This window comes from Pseudomonas sp. PDM32, from assembly GCF_019219225.1.
Classification (GTDB): domain Bacteria; phylum Pseudomonadota; class Gammaproteobacteria; order Pseudomonadales; family Pseudomonadaceae; genus Aquipseudomonas; species Aquipseudomonas laurylsulfatiphila.
Window position 1 is genome coordinate 38,577 of the sequence record NZ_JAHUWE010000018.1, and the last position, 20,470, is coordinate 59,046.

At 62.1% G+C, this 20,470-nt stretch carries 15 protein-coding genes; 8 read left to right on the forward strand and 7 right to left on the reverse strand.

The genetic code is table 11. The features are described from left to right. Window positions 1-140: 140 nt before the first annotated feature. Both KW846_RS27695 and KW846_RS27700 read left to right on the forward strand, forming a co-directional pair. Window positions 141-1,538, forward strand: a complete 1,398-nt coding sequence (locus tag KW846_RS27695; protein ID WP_116582919.1) for an MFS transporter — start codon at window positions 141-143, stop codon at window positions 1,536-1,538. Window positions 1,539-1,547: 9 nt separating this feature from the next. After that, window positions 1,548-2,063, forward strand: a complete 516-nt coding sequence (locus KW846_RS27700) for a single-stranded DNA-binding protein (protein ID WP_057400623.1) — start codon at window positions 1,548-1,550, stop codon at window positions 2,061-2,063. Between the two features lie 104 nt (window positions 2,064-2,167). Here the strand turns inward: KW846_RS27700 and KW846_RS27705 are convergent, their stop codons facing one another. Further along, on the reverse strand, window positions 2,168-2,716 hold the full coding sequence (locus KW846_RS27705; RefSeq protein WP_218486198.1) for a cysteine hydrolase family protein: 549 nt from the start codon (window positions 2,714-2,716) through the stop codon (window positions 2,168-2,170). 100 nt (window positions 2,717-2,816) lie between these two features. Here KW846_RS27705 and KW846_RS27710 point away from each other — a divergent pair, with 100 nt between their 5' ends. The 3 genes from KW846_RS27710 (at window position 2,817) to KW846_RS27720 (ending at window position 5,971) form a co-directional block, all read left to right on the forward strand. After that, complete coding sequence (locus KW846_RS27710; protein WP_218486199.1) at window positions 2,817-3,809, forward strand: GlxA family transcriptional regulator; 993 nt, start codon at window positions 2,817-2,819, stop codon at window positions 3,807-3,809. Between the two features lie 304 nt (window positions 3,810-4,113). Continuing rightward, window positions 4,114-5,223, forward strand: a complete 1,110-nt coding sequence (locus KW846_RS27715) for a DUF3182 family protein (RefSeq protein ID WP_218486200.1) — start codon at window positions 4,114-4,116, stop codon at window positions 5,221-5,223. Beyond that, window positions 5,213-5,971, forward strand: a complete 759-nt coding sequence (locus KW846_RS27720) for a S9 family peptidase (protein ID WP_218486201.1) — start codon at window positions 5,213-5,215, stop codon at window positions 5,969-5,971. Before KW846_RS27715 ends, KW846_RS27720 begins: the two co-directional genes overlap by 11 nt. Window positions 5,972-6,109: 138 nt before the next feature. Here the strand turns inward: KW846_RS27720 and KW846_RS27725 are convergent, their stop codons facing one another. The 4 genes from KW846_RS27725 to KW846_RS27740 all read right to left on the reverse strand — a co-directional run bounded on the left by KW846_RS27725 (window position 6,110) and on the right by KW846_RS27740 (window position 10,600). After that, window positions 6,110-7,096, reverse strand: a complete 987-nt coding sequence (locus tag KW846_RS27725) for a lysylphosphatidylglycerol synthase domain-containing protein (RefSeq protein ID WP_218486202.1) — start codon at window positions 7,094-7,096, stop codon at window positions 6,110-6,112. Further along, a complete protein-coding gene (clsB, locus tag KW846_RS27730) occupies window positions 7,083-8,375 on the reverse strand; it encodes a cardiolipin synthase ClsB (protein ID WP_218486203.1) in 1,293 nt (430 codons plus the stop codon). Before clsB ends, KW846_RS27725 begins: the two co-directional genes overlap by 14 nt. Then, window positions 8,372-9,136: an endonuclease/exonuclease/phosphatase family protein gene (locus tag KW846_RS27735; RefSeq protein ID WP_256356889.1), complete on the reverse strand. Its 765-nt coding sequence runs from the start codon at window positions 9,134-9,136 to the stop codon at window positions 8,372-8,374. The genes clsB and KW846_RS27735 overlap by 4 nt, the downstream gene beginning before the upstream one ends. Before the next feature lie 252 nt (window positions 9,137-9,388). Then, a complete protein-coding gene (locus tag KW846_RS27740; RefSeq protein ID WP_218486205.1) occupies window positions 9,389-10,600 on the reverse strand; it encodes an MFS transporter in 1,212 nt (403 codons plus the stop codon). A 368-nt stretch (window positions 10,601-10,968) separates the two neighbouring features. Here KW846_RS27740 and KW846_RS27745 point away from each other — a divergent pair, with 368 nt between their 5' ends. Then, complete coding sequence (locus KW846_RS27745) at window positions 10,969-13,092, forward strand: mechanosensitive ion channel family protein (RefSeq protein ID WP_218486206.1); 2,124 nt, start codon at window positions 10,969-10,971, stop codon at window positions 13,090-13,092. A 136-nt stretch (window positions 13,093-13,228) separates the two neighbouring features. On the opposite strand, the gene KW846_RS27750 is transcribed toward KW846_RS27745, so the two are convergent. Further along, entirely contained in the window at window positions 13,229-17,545 is a 4,317-nt protein-coding gene (locus KW846_RS27750; RefSeq protein WP_218486207.1) for a DNA glycosylase AlkZ-like family protein, read from the reverse strand. Window positions 17,546-17,776: 231 nt separating this feature from the next. Between KW846_RS27750 and KW846_RS27755 the strand changes: the two genes are divergently transcribed. Together KW846_RS27755 and KW846_RS27760 are read left to right on the forward strand one after the other, a co-directional pair. Continuing rightward, window positions 17,777-18,661: a sugar nucleotide-binding protein gene (locus KW846_RS27755; protein ID WP_007970144.1), complete on the forward strand. Its 885-nt coding sequence runs from the start codon at window positions 17,777-17,779 to the stop codon at window positions 18,659-18,661. Then, the gene (locus KW846_RS27760; RefSeq protein WP_218486208.1) at window positions 18,654-19,583 is read left to right on the forward strand and encodes an NAD-dependent epimerase/dehydratase family protein; all 930 of its coding nucleotides are present in this window, start codon (window positions 18,654-18,656) and stop codon (window positions 19,581-19,583) included. The genes KW846_RS27755 and KW846_RS27760 overlap by 8 nt, the downstream gene beginning before the upstream one ends. 183 nt (window positions 19,584-19,766) lie before the next feature. Here KW846_RS27760 and KW846_RS27765 read toward each other — a convergent pair whose 3' ends face one another. Further along, a complete protein-coding gene (locus tag KW846_RS27765; RefSeq protein ID WP_126047801.1) occupies window positions 19,767-20,465 on the reverse strand; it encodes an OmpW family protein in 699 nt (232 codons plus the stop codon). Window positions 20,466-20,470: the final 5 nt, after the last annotated feature.

Below are 20,470 nucleotides of genomic sequence, written 5' to 3' on the forward strand. Positions count from 1 at the left end.
TGGATGGATGCACACTATCAAACGAGAGGGTTACTGTCTTACATGAAGAGTGTGTCAGCAATGCGCGTCAAAGCGTCGCGATATACCCCGCCAATCGATGGGACTGGTAGAATCGCCGCCGGTTCACATGAGGTTTTTCCATGCACGATCCCCACAGCGAGCGCATGAGTGGTAGCGAGACCCGCGCGGCAAGCGGTCTGGCCCTGGTGTTCGCCTTCCGTATGCTTGGCATGTTCATGGTGTTGCCGGTACTGGCGACCTATGGAATGGATCTGGCCGGCGCCACACCGGCCCTGATCGGTCTGGCGATTGGCGCTTATGGCTTGACCCAGGCGGTCTTCCAGATTCCGTTCGGTTTCATTTCCGACCGCATCGGCCGTCGCCCGGTGATTTACCTGGGCTTGATCGTCTTTGCCCTCGGCAGCCTGCTGGCCGCCAATGCCGATTCGATCTGGGGCGTGATCGCCGGGCGAATCCTGCAGGGTGCCGGGGCGATTTCCGCTGCGGTCATGGCCTTGCTGTCCGACCTGACCCGCGAGCAGCACAGGACCAAGGCCATGGCCATGATCGGCATGACCATCGGCCTGTCGTTTGCGGTGGCCATGGTCGTCGGCCCGCTGCTGACCCGCGCCTTCGGGTTGTCCGGGTTGTTCCTGGCCACCGGCGGCATGGCGCTGTTCGGCATCGTGATCGTGATGTTCATGGTGCCGCGCTCCACCGGCCCGTTGCAGCACCGTGAGTCCGGTGTCGCGCGCCAGGCATTGATGCCGACCCTCAAGCATCCCGACCTGCTGCGCCTGGACCTGGGCATTTTTGTCTTGCACGCGATGTTGATGTCCAGCTTCGTCGCCTTGCCCCTGGCGCTGGTCGAGAAAGCCGGGTTGCCCAAAGAGCAGCACTGGTGGGTGTACCTGACCGCGCTGCTGATTTCTTTCTTCGCCATGATCCCGTTCATTATCTACGGCGAGAAGAAACGCAAAATGAAACGAGTTTTACTCGGCGCCGTCGTGACGTTGATGCTCACTGAGCTATTCTTCTGGCAGTTCGGCGACAGCTTGCGGTCTCTGGTGATCGGTACGGTGGTGTTCTTCACCGCATTCAATCTGCTGGAGGCTTCATTGCCGTCGCTGATCAGCAAGGTTTCACCGGCAGGCGGCAAGGGCACGGCGATGGGGGTTTATTCCACCAGCCAGTTCCTCGGCTCGGCACTGGGGGGAATTCTCGGTGGCTGGCTGTTCCAGCATGGCGGTCTGTCGGTTGTGTTCCTCGGATGCGCCGCTCTCGCTGCCCTCTGGCTGGCCTTTGCTGTTACCATGCGCGAACCTCCCTACGTCACAAGCCTGCGCTTGCCGTTGTCGCCCGAGGCGATCCGCGAAGCGGGTCTGGTCGAGCGCCTGAAGGCGGTCGTAGGGGTAACAGATGCAGTCATCGTCGCGGAAGAGGCGGCGATTTACATCAAACTGGACACCGAACTATTGGATCGCACCACCCTTGAGCGCCTGGTGAACAACCCGGCCGGGGCAGCGTGCGTAGCCTAGGAGAACGTTATGGCCCGTGGGGTTAACAAAGTCATATTGGTCGGCACTTGCGGCCAGGATCCCGAAGTTCGCTACTTGCCTAACGGTAACGCCGTGACCAACCTGAGTCTGGCGACCAGCGAACAGTGGACCGACAAGCAAACCGGTCAGAAAGTCGAAAAGACCGAATGGCACCGTGTATCGATGTTCGGCAAGGTTGCAGAAATCGCCGGCGAATACCTGCGTAAAGGTTCGCAGGTGTACATCGAAGGCAAGCTGCAGACCCGCGAGTGGGAAAAAGACGGTATCAAGCGTTACACCACCGAAATCGTGGTAGACATGCAAGGCACCATGCAACTGCTGGGCGGCCGTCCACAGGGCGACCAGCAGGGCCAGGGCGGTGGTAACAACTACCAGCAATCCGCTCCGCGTCAGCAGGCTCAACGTCCAGCACCGCAACAGCAGCCACAGCGTCCGGCCCCTCAACAGGCCGCTCCGCAACCGGCTCCGGATTTCGACAGCTTTGATGACGATATTCCGTTCTAAAGCAGCTGCAAGCCTCAAGCTGCAAGCAGTAAGCTGACAAAACAAAACCCGCACTTCGGTCTGAAGTGCGGGTTTTTTATGGGCGGTGAAATTTGGTCGGAGGCTCAGGCCGCGAGGAACTCGTCGGCCGACACTACGCTGGCATAGGCAAACGCCAGGGCCGCCATGAACGCCGCATGAACCTGGGCCGCCGGGACCGACACGCCATTGAATTCCAGGTCACGGGTGGCGCAGGCGTCGTGGATCACGGTCACCGTGTAGCCGAAGTCCGCCGCCGCACGGGTGATGCCGTCGACGCACATGTGGCTCATGCTGCCCACGATCACCAGTTCCTTGATGCCTTGCTCGTCGAGGATCGATTTCAGCTCGGTTTCGCGGAACGAGTTGACGAAGTGCTTGAGCACCACCGGTTCGTCGGCGCGGTTGATCACTTTGGGGTGCAGCTTAGCGCCTTCGGAGTTCGGGGCGAAGAACGGCGCCTCTGCGGAGGTGAATTCGTGGCGGATGTGCACCACCGGATCACCTGCATCACGGAAGGCCTTGATCAGGCGGACGGCGTTGTCGGCGGCGGCATCGGCGCCGACCAGTGGCCACTTGCCTTGGGGGAAGTAGTCGTTCTGGATATCGACTACGATGAGCGCTTGCTCGGCCATGACTGTTTCCTCGAAGTGTGTTTGGTGTGGAATGAAGTATTGGCGCTGGCAGGCGGTCCGGGGATTGGCCGCACCGACAATAAGAGGGGTAAAACTGACAATGGACGCAGAAAGGGCAATTGCCGAACTTGGTGTGCTGATCTATCCCGGCGCGCAGATGGCGGCGGTGCATGGCTTGACGGACTTGTTCGGGGTGGCGAACCGGATCGCTGCTGAACATCAGTCTGCACAGTTGCCGCTGCTGCGGGTCAGCCATTGGCAGGTCGAGGGTGATCAGCCGCCGGTCCGGGTCTTCGACAGCCTTCCCGGCTCGCAGCGTGCCTTGGTGGCCGTGTTGATCCCGCCATCGATTGCCGGTTTTTCCGAGGGCCAGGCGCCACAGGGCTTGATCCGCTGGTTGCGCGAGCAACATGCCAGCGGCGCGACACTGGGCGGGGTTTGCGTGGGCTCGATCCTGTTGGCTGAAAGCGGTCTGCTCGACGGTCGCAGCGCCACCACACACTGGACTTCGGCCAAGACCTTTGCCCAACGTTATCCGGCGATACGGCTGAAGGCCGATACGCCGATTGTCGATGACGGCGACCTGATCACCACCGCCGGACTGATGGCGTGGTCTGAACTGGGTTTGCGCCTGGTCAACCGGCTGCTGGGGCCGAGCATTGCCACCAGTACCGCGCGTTTTCTGGTGGTGGAACACAGCGATAGCGCCAGCGAGTGCGGCAGCAATTTTGCGCCGATCCTCAGTCACGGCGACGCGGCGATCCTCAAGGTGCAGCACTGGTTGCAAAGCACCGGGGCGACCGAGGTATCGCTGACGGCGATGGCCGAAAAGGCAGGGCTGGAAGAGCGCACCTTTCTGCGACGCTTCCGCTCGGCCACCGGGCTTAAACCCACCGAATACTGTCAGCATCTGCGAGTCGGCAAGGCCCGGGAACTGCTCGAATTCACCAACGGCACCATCGACCATATCGCCTGGACCGTGGGTTATCAGGACCCAGGAGCGTTTCGCGCGACATTCAAGAAAATCACCGGGCTGGCGCCGAGTGATTATCGGATGCGGTTTGGGGTGACGCCTGGGGCAGTAGCGCGGTAGGCCTATCACCACAAATCCCCATGTGGGAGCGGGCTTGCTCGCGAATGCGGACTTTCAGTCAACATTTGCGGTGAATGACACTCTGCCTTCACGAGCAAGCCCGCTCCCACATGGGTTCTGTGCCAGTATTGAGTCGTGCAAAATGCCGGCATATCAAAGAGCATCGTGCAGAATAAAACAGGCCTCATGCCATCACTTGCGCCACAACCTGCTGATTTGAAAACCGTTTCGCTGCACTGCGCCTTGGCCTGATCCCTGCACCCCCTTCAACTACATTCATCAAGCTTCGATTGAAGGGGGATGCATGACCCCAACAAACCGCAAGAAACTGGTGGTTGCCCATTCGGTACGCGCCGACGCGCCGCTGCACGAAGTCGAGACCAACCGTGCGCTGGCGCGCTGGCTAGCGCGGATATTGGGGCTCAAGTACGGCGGCAGTTACGATCCGCAATTACACGAAGGTCGCGCCCTCTACCTGTTGCCGACCCAGACTCTGGTGGGCGCTGAGGCTGCCCGGCAACTGGGGGTCAAGGGACCGGAGGATTTGTGGGGTGGTTATGTCGACCATGATTTCATCTGCACCAAAGCCATCAGTCATGGCCTGCTCAACCACCATGCCCACGCTCCGCCAGGCTGGGCTCCTTTGTTTTCCCAGCGGGTACGCAGCGTAGTACTCGACGGTCTCAGCGTGTTCAGCCTGAAGGATGCTCGCCCGGCGGCGGAACACCTGTTGTACACCGGGCCGATCCGCCTGAAGCCGATACACGCTTGCGCCGGACGTGGTCAGGAAGTGATCCAGAGCCTCGACGAGTTCGATGAAATTCTGGCCAGGCCCGAGGCTGACGCGACCTTCACCGAAGGCGTGGTGCTGGAACAGGACCTTGATCAGGTGATTACCCACAGCGTCGGCCAGAGTTTCATCGGCGACAAGGTGCTGAGTTACTGCGGCGATCAATACTTGACCAAGGACGCCGAGGGCGAGGAGGTGTATGGCGGCTCGAACCTGTTGGTGGTGCAGGGCAGCTATGACGATTTACTGAAGCTGGACCTGGCCGATGACGTGCGCATGGCTATCCAGCAGGCGCAGGTGTTCGACAGCGCCGCGGATGAAGCCTATCCGCGTTTCTATGCGTCACGGCGCAACTACGACATCGCTCAGGGCATCGATAGCGGCGGCAAACAGCGCAGCGGCGTGCTCGAACAATCCTGGCGCATGGGCGGTGCCAGCAGTGCCGAGGTGGCGGCCTTGCAGAGTTTCGTCAACGATCCGGGGATGCGCGCGATTCGTGTGTCTTCGGTGGAAACCTACATCGATCAGCCGCTGCCGGCAGATGCCATCGAGGTGTATCGCGGGCCGGCGCAAAGCAGTGACTTTCTTCTCAAGTACGTGACGGTTAAATCCTATGACGGCTAGAAGCGAATCCATTCAGATCGACATCGATAACGAACAGATGAGCGGGACTTTTCTGAGTCCCAAATCGAAAGTGCCCGGCGTACTTTTTGTGCACGGTTGGGGTGGCAGTCAGGAGCGGGACCTGGAGCGCGCCAAAGGTATCGCCGGTTTGGGGTGTGTATGCCTGACCTTCGACCTGCGCGGGCACACCGGCGGCACTGGCATTCCATTGTCCCGGGTGACTCGCGAAGACAATCTGCGCGACCTGCTGGCAGCCTATGACCGCTTGCTCGCGCACCCGGCCCTCGATACTTCGGCGATTGCCGTGGTTGGCACCAGTTATGGGGGATATCTGGCCTCGATTCTGACTTCGCTGCGGCCGGTGCGCTGGCTGGCGCTGCGGGTGCCGGCGCTGTACCGCGACGAACAATGGCACACGCCGAAACGCGACCTGGACAAGCTGGATCTGCGTGATTACCGAGGCACCCTGGTGCGTGCCGACAGCAACCGGGCCTTGCATGCCTGCTCGCAATTTCGCGGGGATGTACTGCTGGTGCAGTCCGAGACCGACGACTACGTGCCCCACGCGACGATCATGAGCTACCGGGCGGCCTGCCAGCAGACGCACTCAATGACCCACCGCATCATCGACGGTGCCGACCACGCCTTGAGCGACCCGGTTTCCCAGCAGGCCTATACCTCGATCCTTGTCGACTGGATTACCGAGATGGTGGTCGGGGAGCGGTTGAGCATTATTCAATCATCCTGATATCGGGGTGTTCTTGCGGGCCTCATCGCGGGCAAGCCCGCTCCCACAGGGATCGAGGGTGTACATAAAATCTGCATCCACCAGCAGACCCAGTGGGAGCGGGCTTGCCCGCGATGGCGGACTAGCAGACACCAAAGATCACTTGGGTTTCCTTGAGATTCGTAACGCCTTGGCCTTGGCCTCCACCAACAAGTACATCACCAGGGCAATCAATAGCGGCAGGATGAAGTAAATCGCTCGATAGGCCAGCAGCCCGGCCACCAGGCTGCCCCGCGACACCTCGTGTTGCAGCAATGCCACGAACACCGCCTCGAGCACGCCGAGCCCAGCCGGGATGTGGGTGATGACCCCGGCGATGGCGCTGATCAACAGCACGCCCAGTACCAGTGGATAGTCCAGTTTGCTCGGCAGCAAGGTGAAGATCACCGCGGCCATCAGCGACCAGTTCAGCGCACCGAGGGCCAGTTGCAGCACTGCCATGCGCAAGGACGGGAGGTCGATTTCGATGCCGCGAATCGCCCACTCCCGACGTTTGGCAAAGCGGCATGCCGCCAGGTAGCCGGCGCTCAGCAGCAACAACAAGACCCCTACGCCTTGCAGCGCACTGCTGCTGAGCTTCCAGCCCGGCGGCATGCGCACCAGCCCGCTGCTGAACACAGCGCCGGCAATGACCATGTAGCCGAACCAGTTGGTTGCCAAGCTCAGGCCAAGGATTTTCGCGATGTTGCTCTTGCTGACCCCGAGCCGCGAATACAACCGGTAGCGCATGGCGATGCCGCCGACCCAGGCGCTCAGGTTCAGGTTGAAGGCGTAGCTGATGATCCCCACGGGCAGAATCTGTTTCCAGGTCAGGTTCTGGCGTATGTAGGTGCGGCCGATCAGGTCGAAGCAGGCGTATACCAGAAAGCTCACCAGGGTCAGCCCCGACGCAATGATCAGCGTGCGCACCTTGAAATCGGCCAGGTTATCGAACACTTCGCTCCACTCCAGGCGCTGGGCGAGCATCGTGAACAACACGATCAGCATCAGGAAAAACAGCATCGTCAGCGGTCGTTTCCAGCGGCTCCAGTGCGACTTGCCCGGGCTTTTGGCGTCAGTTGCCATGTGAGGCTCAGCGCGGTTCATGGTCAGCGCTCCCGGTCGGAGGGGGGATGGGTTTCAGGCGAGGTTTGTGCGCCGGCAACCAACCGGCCCAAGCCGGGAAATGCCGCAGGAAGTGAAACACCAGAAAACCTATGGTCATGTGCCAGACACGCCCGCGCGGCGCGATGTCGTGAGACATGGCCTTGCAATGGTTGTCGCTGAGGTCTTCCAGGCGATCGAACAGAACTCGATTGAAGCCACGGTCGCGGATCAGCACGTTGGCTTCCAGATTCATCGACAGGCTCAACGGGTCGAGGTTGCTGGAGCCGACGGTGCTCCAGTCTTCATCCACCAATGCGACCTTGCCATGCAGCGGGCGGTCGCAATATTCGTAGATCTTCACTCCGGACCTGAGCAGGTAATCGTAGGTCATGCGTGCGGCGAGTTTGGCCACCAGCATGTCCGGTTGCCCTTGCAGGATCAGCCGCACATCCACACCCCGGCGGGCCGCGTTGCGGATATCGCGCAGCAGGCGGAAACCGGGAAAGAAGTAGGCATTGGCGATCACCACCCGACGCTTGGCCTGGCGCAACACCTGGCGGTAAACCTCTTCAATGTCGCTCGGGTGTTCGCCGTTGTCACGGTACACCAGACGTACCTGGCCATCGTGATCGCTGAAGGCCAGTTCCGAACGTCGCTGCCGACGGCGTTGCCACCAGTATTTGGCGTGCGCCGGGCGACCGCATTGCAGCAGAGCGAAGTGATGGATGTCAGCCACTGCCGGGCCTTGCACCTCCACGGAATAGTCCTGCTTGGCCTCGGGGCCGAAGTCGGCAAGGTGATCGGCAGAAAAGTTGATCCCGCCGATGAAGGCAATGCTGCCGTCCACTACCACTATCTTGCGGTGCAGGCGCCGGAACCAGTTGGTACGGATGCCCAGGCGTTTCGGCGCAGGATCGAACATTTGCAGGTGCACACCGGCCGCGGTCAGGGCGGAGAGGAACCCGGTACTCAGTTCGCCACAGCCAAAGCCGTCGAGGCTGACGGTAGTGCGCACGCCGCGTTGAGCGGCTTCGATCAGGATCTGTTGCAGTTCATTGCCAACCTTGTCCTCGAACAGAATGAAGGTTTCCAGCAGGATTTCACGTTGAGCCTGGCGCAGGGCGTCAAATACCCGGGGAAAATACGCCTCGCCGTTTTCCAGCAACTCGACGCGATTGCTACCTTGCCAGCCGTATTCGACGTCGACCGCTGTCGGCTCGCGGATCGGTGGAGCGGGGATGTGATCCAGCGTGGTTTTTTCCATCGACTGGCTGCTCATAACTCGATCTCCACCGACAGCGGGACGTGGTCGGAAAGGTGCGACCAGGGGCGACTGGTCAGCACTTGCGGATGGCTGGCCTTGAGGTTGCGCAGGTAGATGCGGTCCAGGCGCAGTGCCGGCAGGCGCGCGGGGAAACTGCGCGCCGGTTTGCCGTGGTGTGCGGCGAAGGCTTCGCGCAGACCGCAGGGTTTGAGCAACGCATCGGCGCGCTGACGCCAGTCGTTGAAGTCCCCGGCGACGATCACCGGGGCATCGGCGGGTAGGGCGTCCAGGCGCTGGGCGAGCAGCTTCAATTGCGCCGTGCGGTGACTTTCGCGCAACCCCAGGTGCACGCAAATGGCATGTACTTCCTGGCCGTCGCCGGGCAGGCGCAACACACAATGCAGGATCCCGCGGTTTTCGTGACCGCTGATGGACACGTCGAGATTGTCGTGGCGGATGATCTGGAATTTCGACAACAGCGCGTTGCCGTGATCACCTGCCGGATACACCGCATTGCGACCATAGGCGAACTGCGGCCACAGGGTGTCGGCGAGGAACTCGTATTGCGGCATCGCCGGCCAGTTGGTGTAGCGCTTGGGGTGGTGCTCGTGGGTGCCGTGGACTTCCTGCAAAAACACCACATCGGCAGATACGCTGCGCACCGCTTCACGCAGTTCCGGCAGGATGAAACGCCGGTTGAGCGCGGTGAAACCTTTATGGGTGTTGACCGTCAGCACCTTGAAGCGACAAGTCACGGACGGACCCTGTACCCGCATGTCGTTTGCATTTGCGTGTGCGGGAATATCGGTGTGATTCGCTGTCATGTCGCCTCCCGCCTGACGGCCCCTGTTTTTGGATGACTCTGGGGCGGCGGCGAAAGTTTCGATGGGGCTACGGACGGTACACAGTTATCAGATCACAACAGATTCAATGTGGGAGCGAGCCTGCTCGCGATGGCGGTGTGTCGGACGCCAATGATGTCGACTGACACTCCTCCATCGCGAGCAAGCTCGCTCCCACAGGGTTTATCAGTGGCCCGCGATTATGCGGGCAGAACCGTCGGCCGGCTCGGCATACACCGGGCCAAGGCGATCAAGACGTCCACTCCACGCCGTCAATGCCAGCGCCACCAGCACCACCAGGCCACCGATCCACGCGGTGTGGATCAACCCCATGTGGGCGACGATCAGGCCACCGCCCCAGGCGCCACCGGCAATGCCGAGGTTGAACGCGGCGATGTTCAGGCCGGATGCCACGTCCACGGCATGAGGCGTGTGATGTTCGGCCTGGCGCACCACGTACACCTGTAATCCCGGTACGTTGCCGAATGCGACGGCACCCCAGACCAGAACGGTGGCCAGCGCCAGCCAGGGATTGCCGGCCGTGAAGGTCAGCGCGAACAACACGGCGGCGAGCAGGGCAAAAATGATTTTCAGGGCGCTGATCGGACCGCGTTTGTCCGCCAGTTTGCCGCCCCAGATGTTGCCCACGGCCACGGAGATGCCGTAGACCAGCAACACCAGGCTGACGGCGCTGGCGCTGAAGCCGGAGAGGTCCTGAAGTATTGGCGCGAGGAAAGTAAAGGCGGTGAACGTGCCGCCGTAGCCGATGGCCGTCATCGCATACACCAGCAACAGGCGGGGTTGCTTGAGCACCTGCAATTGCTGCAAGAACGACGCGGGCTTGCTGTGGGGGATATTTTTCGGCACGTAGATCAGGCTGCCGATGAAGGCGATGACGCCCAGGGTCGAAACGGCGAGGAAGGTTTCACGCCAGCCGAAATGCTGGCCGATGAAGGTTCCCAGCGGCACGCCAGTGACCAGTGCTACGGTCAGGCCGGTGAACATGATGGCAATCGCGCTGGCGGCTTTTTCCTTCGGCACTAGACTGGTGGCGATGGTCGAACCGATCGAGAAAAACACCCCGTGTGCCAGGCCGGTGACGATCCGTGCGAGGATCAGCGACTCGTAGCCCGGCGCTTGCCATGCCAGCAGGTTGCCGAGGGTGAACAGCACCATCAGCGACAACAGCAGCAACTTGCGCGGAACCTTGCCGGTGAGGGCGGTCAGCACCGGGGCGCCGACGGCGACGCCAAGGGCATACAGGCTGACCAACAGGCCGGCGGATGGCAGACTGACGCCGAGGTCGGTGCCAATAGTGGGTAACAGGCCAACGATGACGAACTCTGTCGTCCCGATGGCAAAGGCGCTGAGGGTCAGCGCGAGCAAGGCAATGGGCATGGCTGCAACTCCGGAAGATGATTCGATGGAGCGCAGTGTCGGGGTTGAGGTTGTGCAGAAAAATACAGGGACGAGCATTTGATATTTGCGTACAGATCAAATATCGCGAAGGCGGGTGCATACTTGTGGCGAGGGGGCTCGCCCCCGCTCGGCTGCGCAGCAGTCGTAAATCCTTAGTATGCGGTGCTTCAGATGAATCGGAACTGTAGGTTTTGGGGGCGCTTCGCACCCCAACGGGGCGATGCGGCGATCCGACAAGCCCCCTCGCCACAAATGGCGTCGCTGTCCTGCTATCCACTAGCAATGCCCGAACTTGCCCGGCATTTTTCGATCAGTTCCTTACCGACACAGCCAAAGGAGCGGGTGTTTTGATCAGGCTCAAGACCGCGATACTGCTGAGGGCGTTGCTGTTTGTGGGCAGCGAGCAACTGGAAGCCGCCGCGATACCGGGGCTGCCGGCCGCCGCGACCGCTGCGACGCCGCCGGCGCACCCCGAACCGCTCGTGCAAGGCGGATTACTGGGGGCCATCAGTTCAAGCATCGACGAGGTCCAGGCCAAACTCGATCTCAACGAAAACCTCGTGGACGCCTGGCGCTTGCGTGCCGACCGCGCGGCCGACGAGGTGGATCAGTTGGTCAATCAGCCTTCGGCCCGCTCGCCCTGGGGCGTCACCGGTGACTTCCTGATACTGACCTGCGTGTGGGCCGCCGTGTTTGCCTCTCTTTGGCTGCTGGGGCGATTGTTGGCCAAACGCCTGTGCGAACATCGCCTGTTGCTCAGCCGCGAACGCGGCCAAGCCCTGCTCGGTTATGTATTGCCCTATACCCTTCCGGCGGTGGCCAGCCTGCCCCTGACGATTTATGCCAGCCAGTTTTTGCCGATATCCGCCGGTCGGGCGCTTGCGTTGTGCCTGGCTTATGCCACAAGCGCGGGGATATTTTCCGCGTCCTTGGTGCTGTCGCTGGTGGTGGTGTTCAATGCCGGCCACAAGCGCCGGGCGGTGCAGATTCTCCGCGAGAAGAGTGCCCGGCCATTGTTCGGCATCGGTTTTCTGGTGGCCTTGAGCGATGCCCTGACCAGTCCGCAAATCGCCCATCAACTGGGCAGCAATCTCACCAGCAGCATCGCCGTTTTCACTGGCTTGGCGGCATCGATTTCCTTCGGCTTGCTGGTGATCCGCACGCGCCGCCCGGTCGCTCAGGTGATCCGCATCCTGCCGCTGGTCCAGCGCCAAAGTCAGCCGGCATTGCGTGAGACCCTGCGGATATTTTCCGGGCTCTGGTATTGGCCGATCCTGTTGATGGTGCTGGTCTCGATCATCAACCTGATCGGCGTTGGCGCGGACAACCAGAGGGTGCTGCGCAGCGCCTTGTTCACCACGGTATTGCTGATCGCCACGGTGTTTCTCAGCACTACGCTGCACCATCTGTTCAAGGCGCGCAGCGAAGCGGACCTGCGCCGCAGCAGCGCCTACAAGGAGCGTTTTCTCAACTTGTCCCACGCCTTGCTGCGCATCGGCATGGCCATCGTGTTCATCGATATCCTCGGGCGGATCTGGGGCGTGTCGCTGTTCGAGTTCGCGGTGAGCAATGCCGTGGGCCGGGCGATCAGTGATTCACTGAGCCACATCGGTTTGATCCTGCTGGTGACCTGGATGGTCTGGGTGGTGCTCGACACGGCGATTCAGGAGGCCCTGAAACCGCCGACCAACAAGCGCTCGGTACGCCAGCCGAGTACGCGGGTGAAAACCATCCTGCCATTGCTGCGCAACGCGATCAAAATCATCCTGGTGGTGATCTGCGCGATCACCACCATGGCCAATCTGGGGATCAACGTCGCGCCATTCCTGGCCGGTGCCGGGGTCATCGGCCTGGCAATCGGTTTCGGCTCCCAGCAACTGGTGCAGGATGTGATCACCGGGCTGTTCATCATCATCGAGGACACCCTGTCCATCGGTGATTGGGTGGTGCTTGATTCCGGGCATGCCGGCACGGTCGAAGGCCTGACCATCCGCACCTTGCGCCTGCGCGACGGCAAGGGTTTCGTGCACTCGGTACCGTTCGGGCAGATCAAGGCCGTGACCAACCAGTCGCGGCAATTCGCCTATGCGTTTTTTTCGGTGCAATTCACCTACGACACCGACGTCGACAAGGCCATCGAACTGATCCGCGAGGCCGGGCACTCCATCAGCAACGACCCGTTCCTGCGCTACAACCTGCAAGGGCCGCTGGATGTGTTTGGCGTCGACAGGATGGACCTCAACGGGGTGGTGCTGACCGCGCAATTTCGCACGGTGAGTGGTGGCCAATATGCGGTGAGCCGAGCCTTTAACCAGCGATTGAAAAAGCTTGTGGATAACTGCCCGTGGGTGAACTTCGCGCAGACTTATCCACAGCAGGCGCTGGTGCCGAGGCATCCGGTCGAAGCGCCACCAGAGGCTGAGCCGGAGCATGCGGCGGTGTTGATGCCGGATCGGCCGCGGTCTCAGTAGAAGGTTTTGTCCTGAGGTTCTTTGTTGGCTGTGATGGCCCCTTCGCGAGCAAGCCCGCTCCCACAGTTGAACTGTGTCGTTCACAAATCCCCCTGTGGGAGCGGGCTTGCCCGCGAAGGGGCCGGTAGAGACAACCTCAATGCCGGATCAGCTTGCTGCGCACCTCGGCACTCGCCTGCTGATCCCGCTCCCCCCAAAACTGTTGCTTGCCGGCAATCTCGGCAGCAACCGGCAAACCATCGCGATACACCAGCCGATTGCTCGCCAGTGCCGGGACTTTCGCACCAGGTAATAGTGTGCCGGCGAGGTTCAGCGGATCAACTCCGCACACTGCGACCAGGCTGCCGTCATGGGGCCGACGTCGCACCTCCCGCAGCAATGGAATCGCCTCGGGCAGGGCGAATTGCTCGCCCGCCAGGCCGCTGACAAACCGTCCCCCACGAATCTCGCCGCGTGCCTCCAGGCGATGGAAGGTGCGCAGCAGTTCGCGCCAGCTCGGCAGCCAGTCCGCCTCACGTTCCAGCAAGCGCCAGAACACCACGCCGTAACGACGCAGCAAGGTCATGGCGATGTGTTCCAGGGTATCGGCCGGCGTCGGCATAGGACGCTGGTTTTCCACCACAGGGGCCGTTGGCGCGCGTCGCAACAAGGCCCAGCGCCCGGCGTCGTCCATGCCACCAATGAATGCGCCGCGTCCACGCCGACTGTTGCGCGGCTGGCGCTTGCTGGCCGGGGTGATCAGGGCGCGCAACCCGGCAAAGCTGTCGGCGTTCACCAGCCCCGCGCCCACCAGTTCCTGCAGGGCGATTTCCAGCTCCGAACGCAACAAGTGCGCCTCATGGATCAGCTCATCGAAAAACAACGCGCCGTGCTGGCTGAGGGCGGCGTGGACCTTTTGTGTTTTCGGCGACAGTTCGCTCACCGGTGTCTGTTCGGTCAAGCCGCTCCAGAGGCCGACACGGTTGCGCGGCAGCAAGACAATCGGTGTGCTGCGCAATGCGGTGCCGGTGTTTTTGTTGTGCGCAGTCAGGCGCGTCCACACCAGTCTGCCGCTGCGGCACAACTCATCCAGCCAGGTCGCTGAGTAGTCCTTGATCCGTGCGGGCAGAATGTCGCTGTCCCAGGCGGAAGCGGCGGCGGGGTAGCCTTCGAATTGCCCGACGATGGTTGGCAACACCGCAGCGCCCTGGCCCTGGCTTGCAGTCGACACATGCTGCCAATCGAACAGGAATCGCATGAAATCCTGCAACGCCACCGGTTCGATTTCCCGGCGCAGGCGCTTGACCGTATAGCGGTGAATTCGCGCCAGCAAATGCCGCTCGCACCATTCTTCTTCGGCGATGCCCGGGGTGAAGCGACCGCGCAACACGTAGCCTTCGCGTTCCAGTTGCGCCAGGGTCCGGGTCACTTGTGCTGCGGGCATGCCGAGTGGTTCGGCAATGCGCTCGAGCGCAAGCGGGCCGAAGGCGCTGAGCCTTGCGCGGATCAGTTCGAGGACGGCTTCGTCGGGTGCCCAGCTTTCATCGAAGTCCGGCAGCGCTTGCAGCGGTGGCGTCAATTCGGCCTGTGGATAAATCGCCCGCAGGCAATTCAGGCGCTCCAGCGCCAGCCACAGCGATTGCCCGGCATTGATCTGCAAATGACTCACGCGTCCGCTGTCGGCCAGGGTCTTGAGCCAGTCGAGCCATTGTGGATTGGCGCCGGCCTCGGCATTGGTGATGCACGCCAGGCTCATCAAGGCCTCGTGCATTTCATCGATACTGGAGGGCGCGGGCCAGGCTTCGTCGCGCACTGCGGCAATCGCCTCGGCGTCCAGTGCACCGAGGTCGTCGGTGGATTGCGGATCGCTCCAGCGCCGATTAAGTACCGCTTGGGTGCGGCGTTCTTCCAGCGGTGCATCGTCGAGAAAGGTGTAGGGGCGGGCGCTGAGGATCTCCGCCGCCAGCGGCGAGGGCGCTGGCAAGTCGCGGCTGATCAGACGAATGTCACCGCGTTCCATGCGTCGCAACAAGGCCAGCCAGCCTTCAGTGTCCATGGCTTCGTGCAGGCAATCGTCGAGGGTCTGTTCAACCAGCGGATGGTCGGGAATCTCCCGTTCGCCGGCGAGGTTTTCCACGCAGGCAATCTGATCGGGAAACACGCTGGCGATCAGGTCTTCGCTTTTCATCCGCTGGATCTGCGGCGGGACTTTGCGCCCGCCGCTGTAGCGCGGCAGCGCCAGGGCCACGCCGGCATTCCAGCGCCAGCGCACACCGAACAGCGGCGCGTCGAGCACGGCCTGGATCAGGATGTGCTCGGCGCTGTTGCTGTGCAGGTAGCGCCAGACATCGTCCAGTTCAAAACTGTGGCTGGTGGACAGCGACAGCACGATGGCGTCTTCGCTGGCGGCGGCCTGCAGTTCGAAGTTGAAGGTGCGACAGAAACGCTTGCGCAGGGCCAGGCCCCAGGCGCGGTTGATGCGGCTGCCGAACGACGTATGAATGACCAGCTGGGTGCCGCCGGACTCGTCGAAAAAACGCTCCATCAGCAGCGTGTCTTGCGAGGGCAGGGCACCCAGCGTCTGTCGTGCGCGGGCCAGGTAGTCCACCAGTTGTTCGGCGCTGGCGAGGTTCAGGCCCAGGGTATTGGTCAGCCAGTCGAGCGCTGGCTGCAAGTTGCCTGGTTCGGTACCCAACAGGTCGTCGAGTTTTGCCTGCAAGCGCGCCACCGCCGAGGACAATTCGGCGCTGCGCCCCGGCGCTTCACCGAGCCAGAACGGAATGGTCGGCGGTTGACCCTGGGCATCCTCGACCCGCACCTTGCCGGTTTCCACGCGCAGGATTCGATAGGAGGTATTGCCCAGCTGGAAGATATCCCCGGCGATGCTTTCCACCGCGAAGTCTTCGTTGATGGTGCCGATGTTCAGCCCTTGAGGCTCCAGCAGCACGGCGTAATCGGCGTTGTCCGGAATGGTCCCGCCACTGGTCACTGCGGTCAGTTTTGCGCCACGGCGACCGCGCAGGGTGCGGCTCACGGCGTCGCGGTGCAGGTAGGCGCTGCGGATGCCCTGACGCCCGTTGTAGCCCTCGGCGAGCATGTGCAGCAGCGCCTGATAGTGTTTGTCGTCGAGTCCGGCGTAGGGCGAGGCACGGCGCAGCATCTCTAGCAGCGCTTGCTCCGGCCACTCCTGGCAACTGACCTCGGCGATGATCTGCTGTGCCAGCACATCCAGCGGCGCTTGCGGGATCAACAAGGTGTCGAGTTCACCCCGGCGCACGCAGTCGAGCAACGCGGCGCATTCGATCAGGTCGTCGCGGGTGGTGGCGAACAAGCGGCCCTTGGGCGTGCCGCCGACCTGGTGCCCGGAGCGGCCGACCCGTTGCAGAAACCCGGCAATCGAACGCGGCGAGGCGATCTGGCACACCAGGTCGACGTCGCCGATGTCGATCCCCAGTTCCAGCGATGCCGTGGCGATCAGCACTTGCAGGTCGCCGCGCTTGAGTCGCTGCTCGGCGTCCAGGCGAAACTCCTTGGCCAGGCTGCCGTGGTGGGCCGCTACAGAGTCCTTGCCCAGGCGTTCGCTCAGATGGCGGCTCAGGCGTTCGGCCAAGCGCCGGGTGTTGACGAAAATCAGCGTGGTCCGGTGTTCCCGGGCGAGGGCGGCGAGGCGGTCGTAAACCAGTTCCCAGACATCGTTGGCCATCACGGCCGACAGCGGCACGGGCGGCACTTCGATGTCCAGGTCGCGGGGGCGGGCGTGGCCGATGTCGACGATCTCGCACGGGCGGTCGCGACCGACCAGAAAACGCGATACTGCTTCGATGGGTTTTTGCGTGGCCGACAGACCGATGCGCAGCAGCGGTTCGGGGCAGAGTGCCTGCAGGCGTTCAAGGCTCAGGGCCAGATGGCTGCCGCGCTTGCTGGCGGCCATGGCATGGATTTCGTCGATGATCACCGTTTGTGTGGTGCCGAGCATCTGCCGACCGGAGTCGGAACCGAGCAGCACGTACAGGGATTCCGGTGTGGTCACCAGAATGTGCGGCGCCGTCTTGCGCATCGCCGAGCGGTCTTTTTGCGGTGTATCGCCAGTGCGCACGGCGGTGCTGATCTGCAGTTCGGGCAGGCCCATCACACGCAATTGTTCGGTAATGCCGGCCAACGGGGTTTGCAGGTTGATCCGGATGTCGTTGGACAGCGCCTTGAGCGGCGAGACGTAGACCACCAGCGTTGCGTCGGGCAAGCCTTCGGGGCTTTCCAGGCCGCGGTGCACCAGGTCGTCGATGACCGCGAGAAATGCGGTGAGGGTCTTGCCGGAGCCGGTGGGCGCGGCGACCAGGGTCGAGCGGCGCTGGCGGATCAACGGCCACGCCCGAGCCTGGGCGGCGGTGACCGCTGCGAACGTGTGGCTGAACCAGGCACTGACGGCGGGGTGGAAGCCGCTCAGGGCGCTGTCTGCGGGGATGGGCAGGTTCATGCAGCAAGTTATGCGGGTGGGGGGCGCAAGATGCAAGTCTCGCTGGCTGGCCGGTAAACCTGTGGCGAGGGGGCCAGTTGCAGCACCACAAATCCCGGACATCTACACTTTACGGATGACGGTTGCGCACTAAACCCGCAAAATGCAACGATTCCGGCAATTACCAACGACATCGCCTGGGGGCGATGTCGATATAGCCATCGTTCCAATCAGACTGGGCCTGCTGACTCTATGCGAATGCGCCTTATGTTACTGGGCGGCGGAAATGCCCTTGGGCAGGCGCTGATTCGCCTCGGTGCGGAGGAAGACATCGGTTTCCTCGCCCCCCGCCCGCCGCAAGACGGCTGGGATGCCGCGAGCCTGACGCAACTGCTCGACGACACCCGTCCCGATGCATTGATCAACCTTGCCTACTACTTCGACTGGTTTCAGGCCGAAGCGGTCAGCGAACAGCGTCTGGCCGGCCAGGAGCGCGCGATCGAGCGTCTGGCGGAACTGTGCCAGCACCACAACATCGTTCTGCTGCAACCTTCCAGCTATCGTGTGTTCGACGGTTCCCGCGCAACGGCCTATAGCGAAAAAGACGAACCCGTGCCCTTGGGCTTGCGGGGGCAGGCGTTGTGGCGGATCGAGCAAAGCGTTCGCGCCACTTGCCCGCAACACGTGCTGCTGCGTTTCGGCTGGCTGCTGGACGACAGCCCGGATGGTGCCCTTGGCCGTTTCCTCGCCCGTGCCGAACAACCCGAAGAACTGCTGATGGCCGACGACCGGCGCGGCAATCCGACGCCGGTCGACGATGCCGCCCGGGTGATCATTTCAGTGCTCAAGCAACTCGATTGCGCAGCGCCGCTGTGGGGCACCTACCACTACGCCGGGCATGAGGCGACCACGCCGCTGGCGCTGGGGCAGGCGATTCTGACCGAAGCCCGCAGCCTGCATCCACTGGCCATCGAAGCCCCGACCGCCCAGGCCCACGCCGCGCGTCCGGATGCTGCGGAAGAGCCGCAACACGCGGTATTGGCCTGCAAAAAAATTCTGCACACCTTCGGGATCAAGCCTCGCGCCTGGCGTGCGGCGCTTCCCGGTCTACTGGACAGGTTCTATCGCCATGGCTGACGGCCCCGTTTTGATCACCGGTGGTGCCGGTTTCATTGGTTCGCACCTGACTGACGCCCTGCTCGCCAAGGGCCATGCGGTGCGGATTCTCGATGACCTGTCCACCGGCAAGCGCAGTAATCTGCCGCTGGATAATCCCAAGGTCGAACTGATCGTCGGCGACGTGGCCGATGCGGCTTTGGTCGCCCAGGCAATGGCCGGTTGCAGCGCCGTGGCGCACCTGGCCGCCGTGGCGTCGGTGCAGGCCTCGGTGGACGATCCGGTGCGTACGCACCAGAGCAACTTCATCGGCACGCTGAACGTCTGCGAAGCCATGCGCCAGGCCGGGGTCAAACGCGTGCTGTTCGCCTCCAGCGCGGCGGTGTATGGCAACAATGGCGAGGGCGAGTCGATCGACGAAGACACCCCGAAGGCGCCGCTGACTCCGTATGCTGTGGACAAATTGGCCAGCGAGCATTACTTCGATTTCTACCGTCGTCAGCATGGGCTGGAGCCGGTGATTTTCCGCTTCTTCAACATCTTCGGCCCGCGCCAGGATCCGTCCTCGCCGTACTCCGGGGTGATCAGCATTTTCAGCGAGCGAGCACTGAAGGGCTTGCCGATCACCGTGTTCGGCGATGGCGAGCAGACCCGGGATTTCGTCTACGTCGAAGACCTGGTCGACTTGCTGGTGCAGGCCATCGAAAAGCCCCGGGCCGAAGTGGGTGCGGTCAACGTGGGCTGGAACCAGGCGACGACCCTCAAGCAGATGCTCGAAGCGCTTGAAGCTGTGGTCGGCCAGCTGCCGCCGGTAAGCTATGGCCCGGCGCGCTCCGGTGACATCCGTCATTCCCGGGCGAACAACCGGCGTCTGCTGGAGCGCTTCACTACCACGGAGCAGACACCGATGCGTGTGGGGCTGGCGCGGTTGCTGGGGCGATAGATCGATTTCCTCGCAGACATGAAAAAGGCGCCTTTTGACAGGCGCCTTTTTCACGGCCGGAATTTACTTACAGCGTGTGTAACTTCTATGGCGAGGGAGCTTGCTCCAGATCGACTCCGTTATGGTCGTCATCAGTATTGAGTCTGCTCGCCACGGCCTCATCCACCACCACGTGAACGTTACTTAGAACTTGTAGCCCAGACCGATCATGTAGACGAACGGATCCACATCCACATCGACCTTGGCCCGGGTGCCCGGTGCAATGGCGTTGTTTTCCACAGTGGCGGTGGTATCGATGTCGATGTAGCGCACCTGGGCGTTAATCATCACGTTGTCGGTCAGCATGTAGTCGGCACCGACCTGCCAGGCCAGACCCCATGAGTTATCCGCCTTGAAATTGCTGAAACCGGCGGACTGGGCTCGGCTGCCGACATGTTCGTCGTAGATATAGGTGTAGTTGATGCCTCCGCCGATGTACGGTTGGAACGCCGACTTGGGATCCAGCGGGTAATACACCAGGCTCAAGGTTGGCGGCAGCTGTTTGATGCTACCAAGCTTGCCATTGGCAGGGGCCAGCGCGGTGCCCTTGATTTTCACATCATGTTCGAAGGGGGTTGCCGCGAGCAGCTCGATACCGAGGTGGTTTGTGAGCATGTAGGCGAAGTTCAGACCAAGCTGTGTGTCGCTGCTCAGAGTCGCTTTGCCACCCAGGTCGGCACCCGCCAGCGGGCCTTGATCAACCTTGACGCTGGAACTGTCGGCTTCCGGGTCGACGGTGATGGCGCCGGCACGGAGGATAATGTCACCGGCTTCGAAAGCATTGGCGAGCGGGGCTGCGAGCGCAAGGGCAACCAGCGAAGCGCTGAGCAAGGACTTGTTCATGGGGG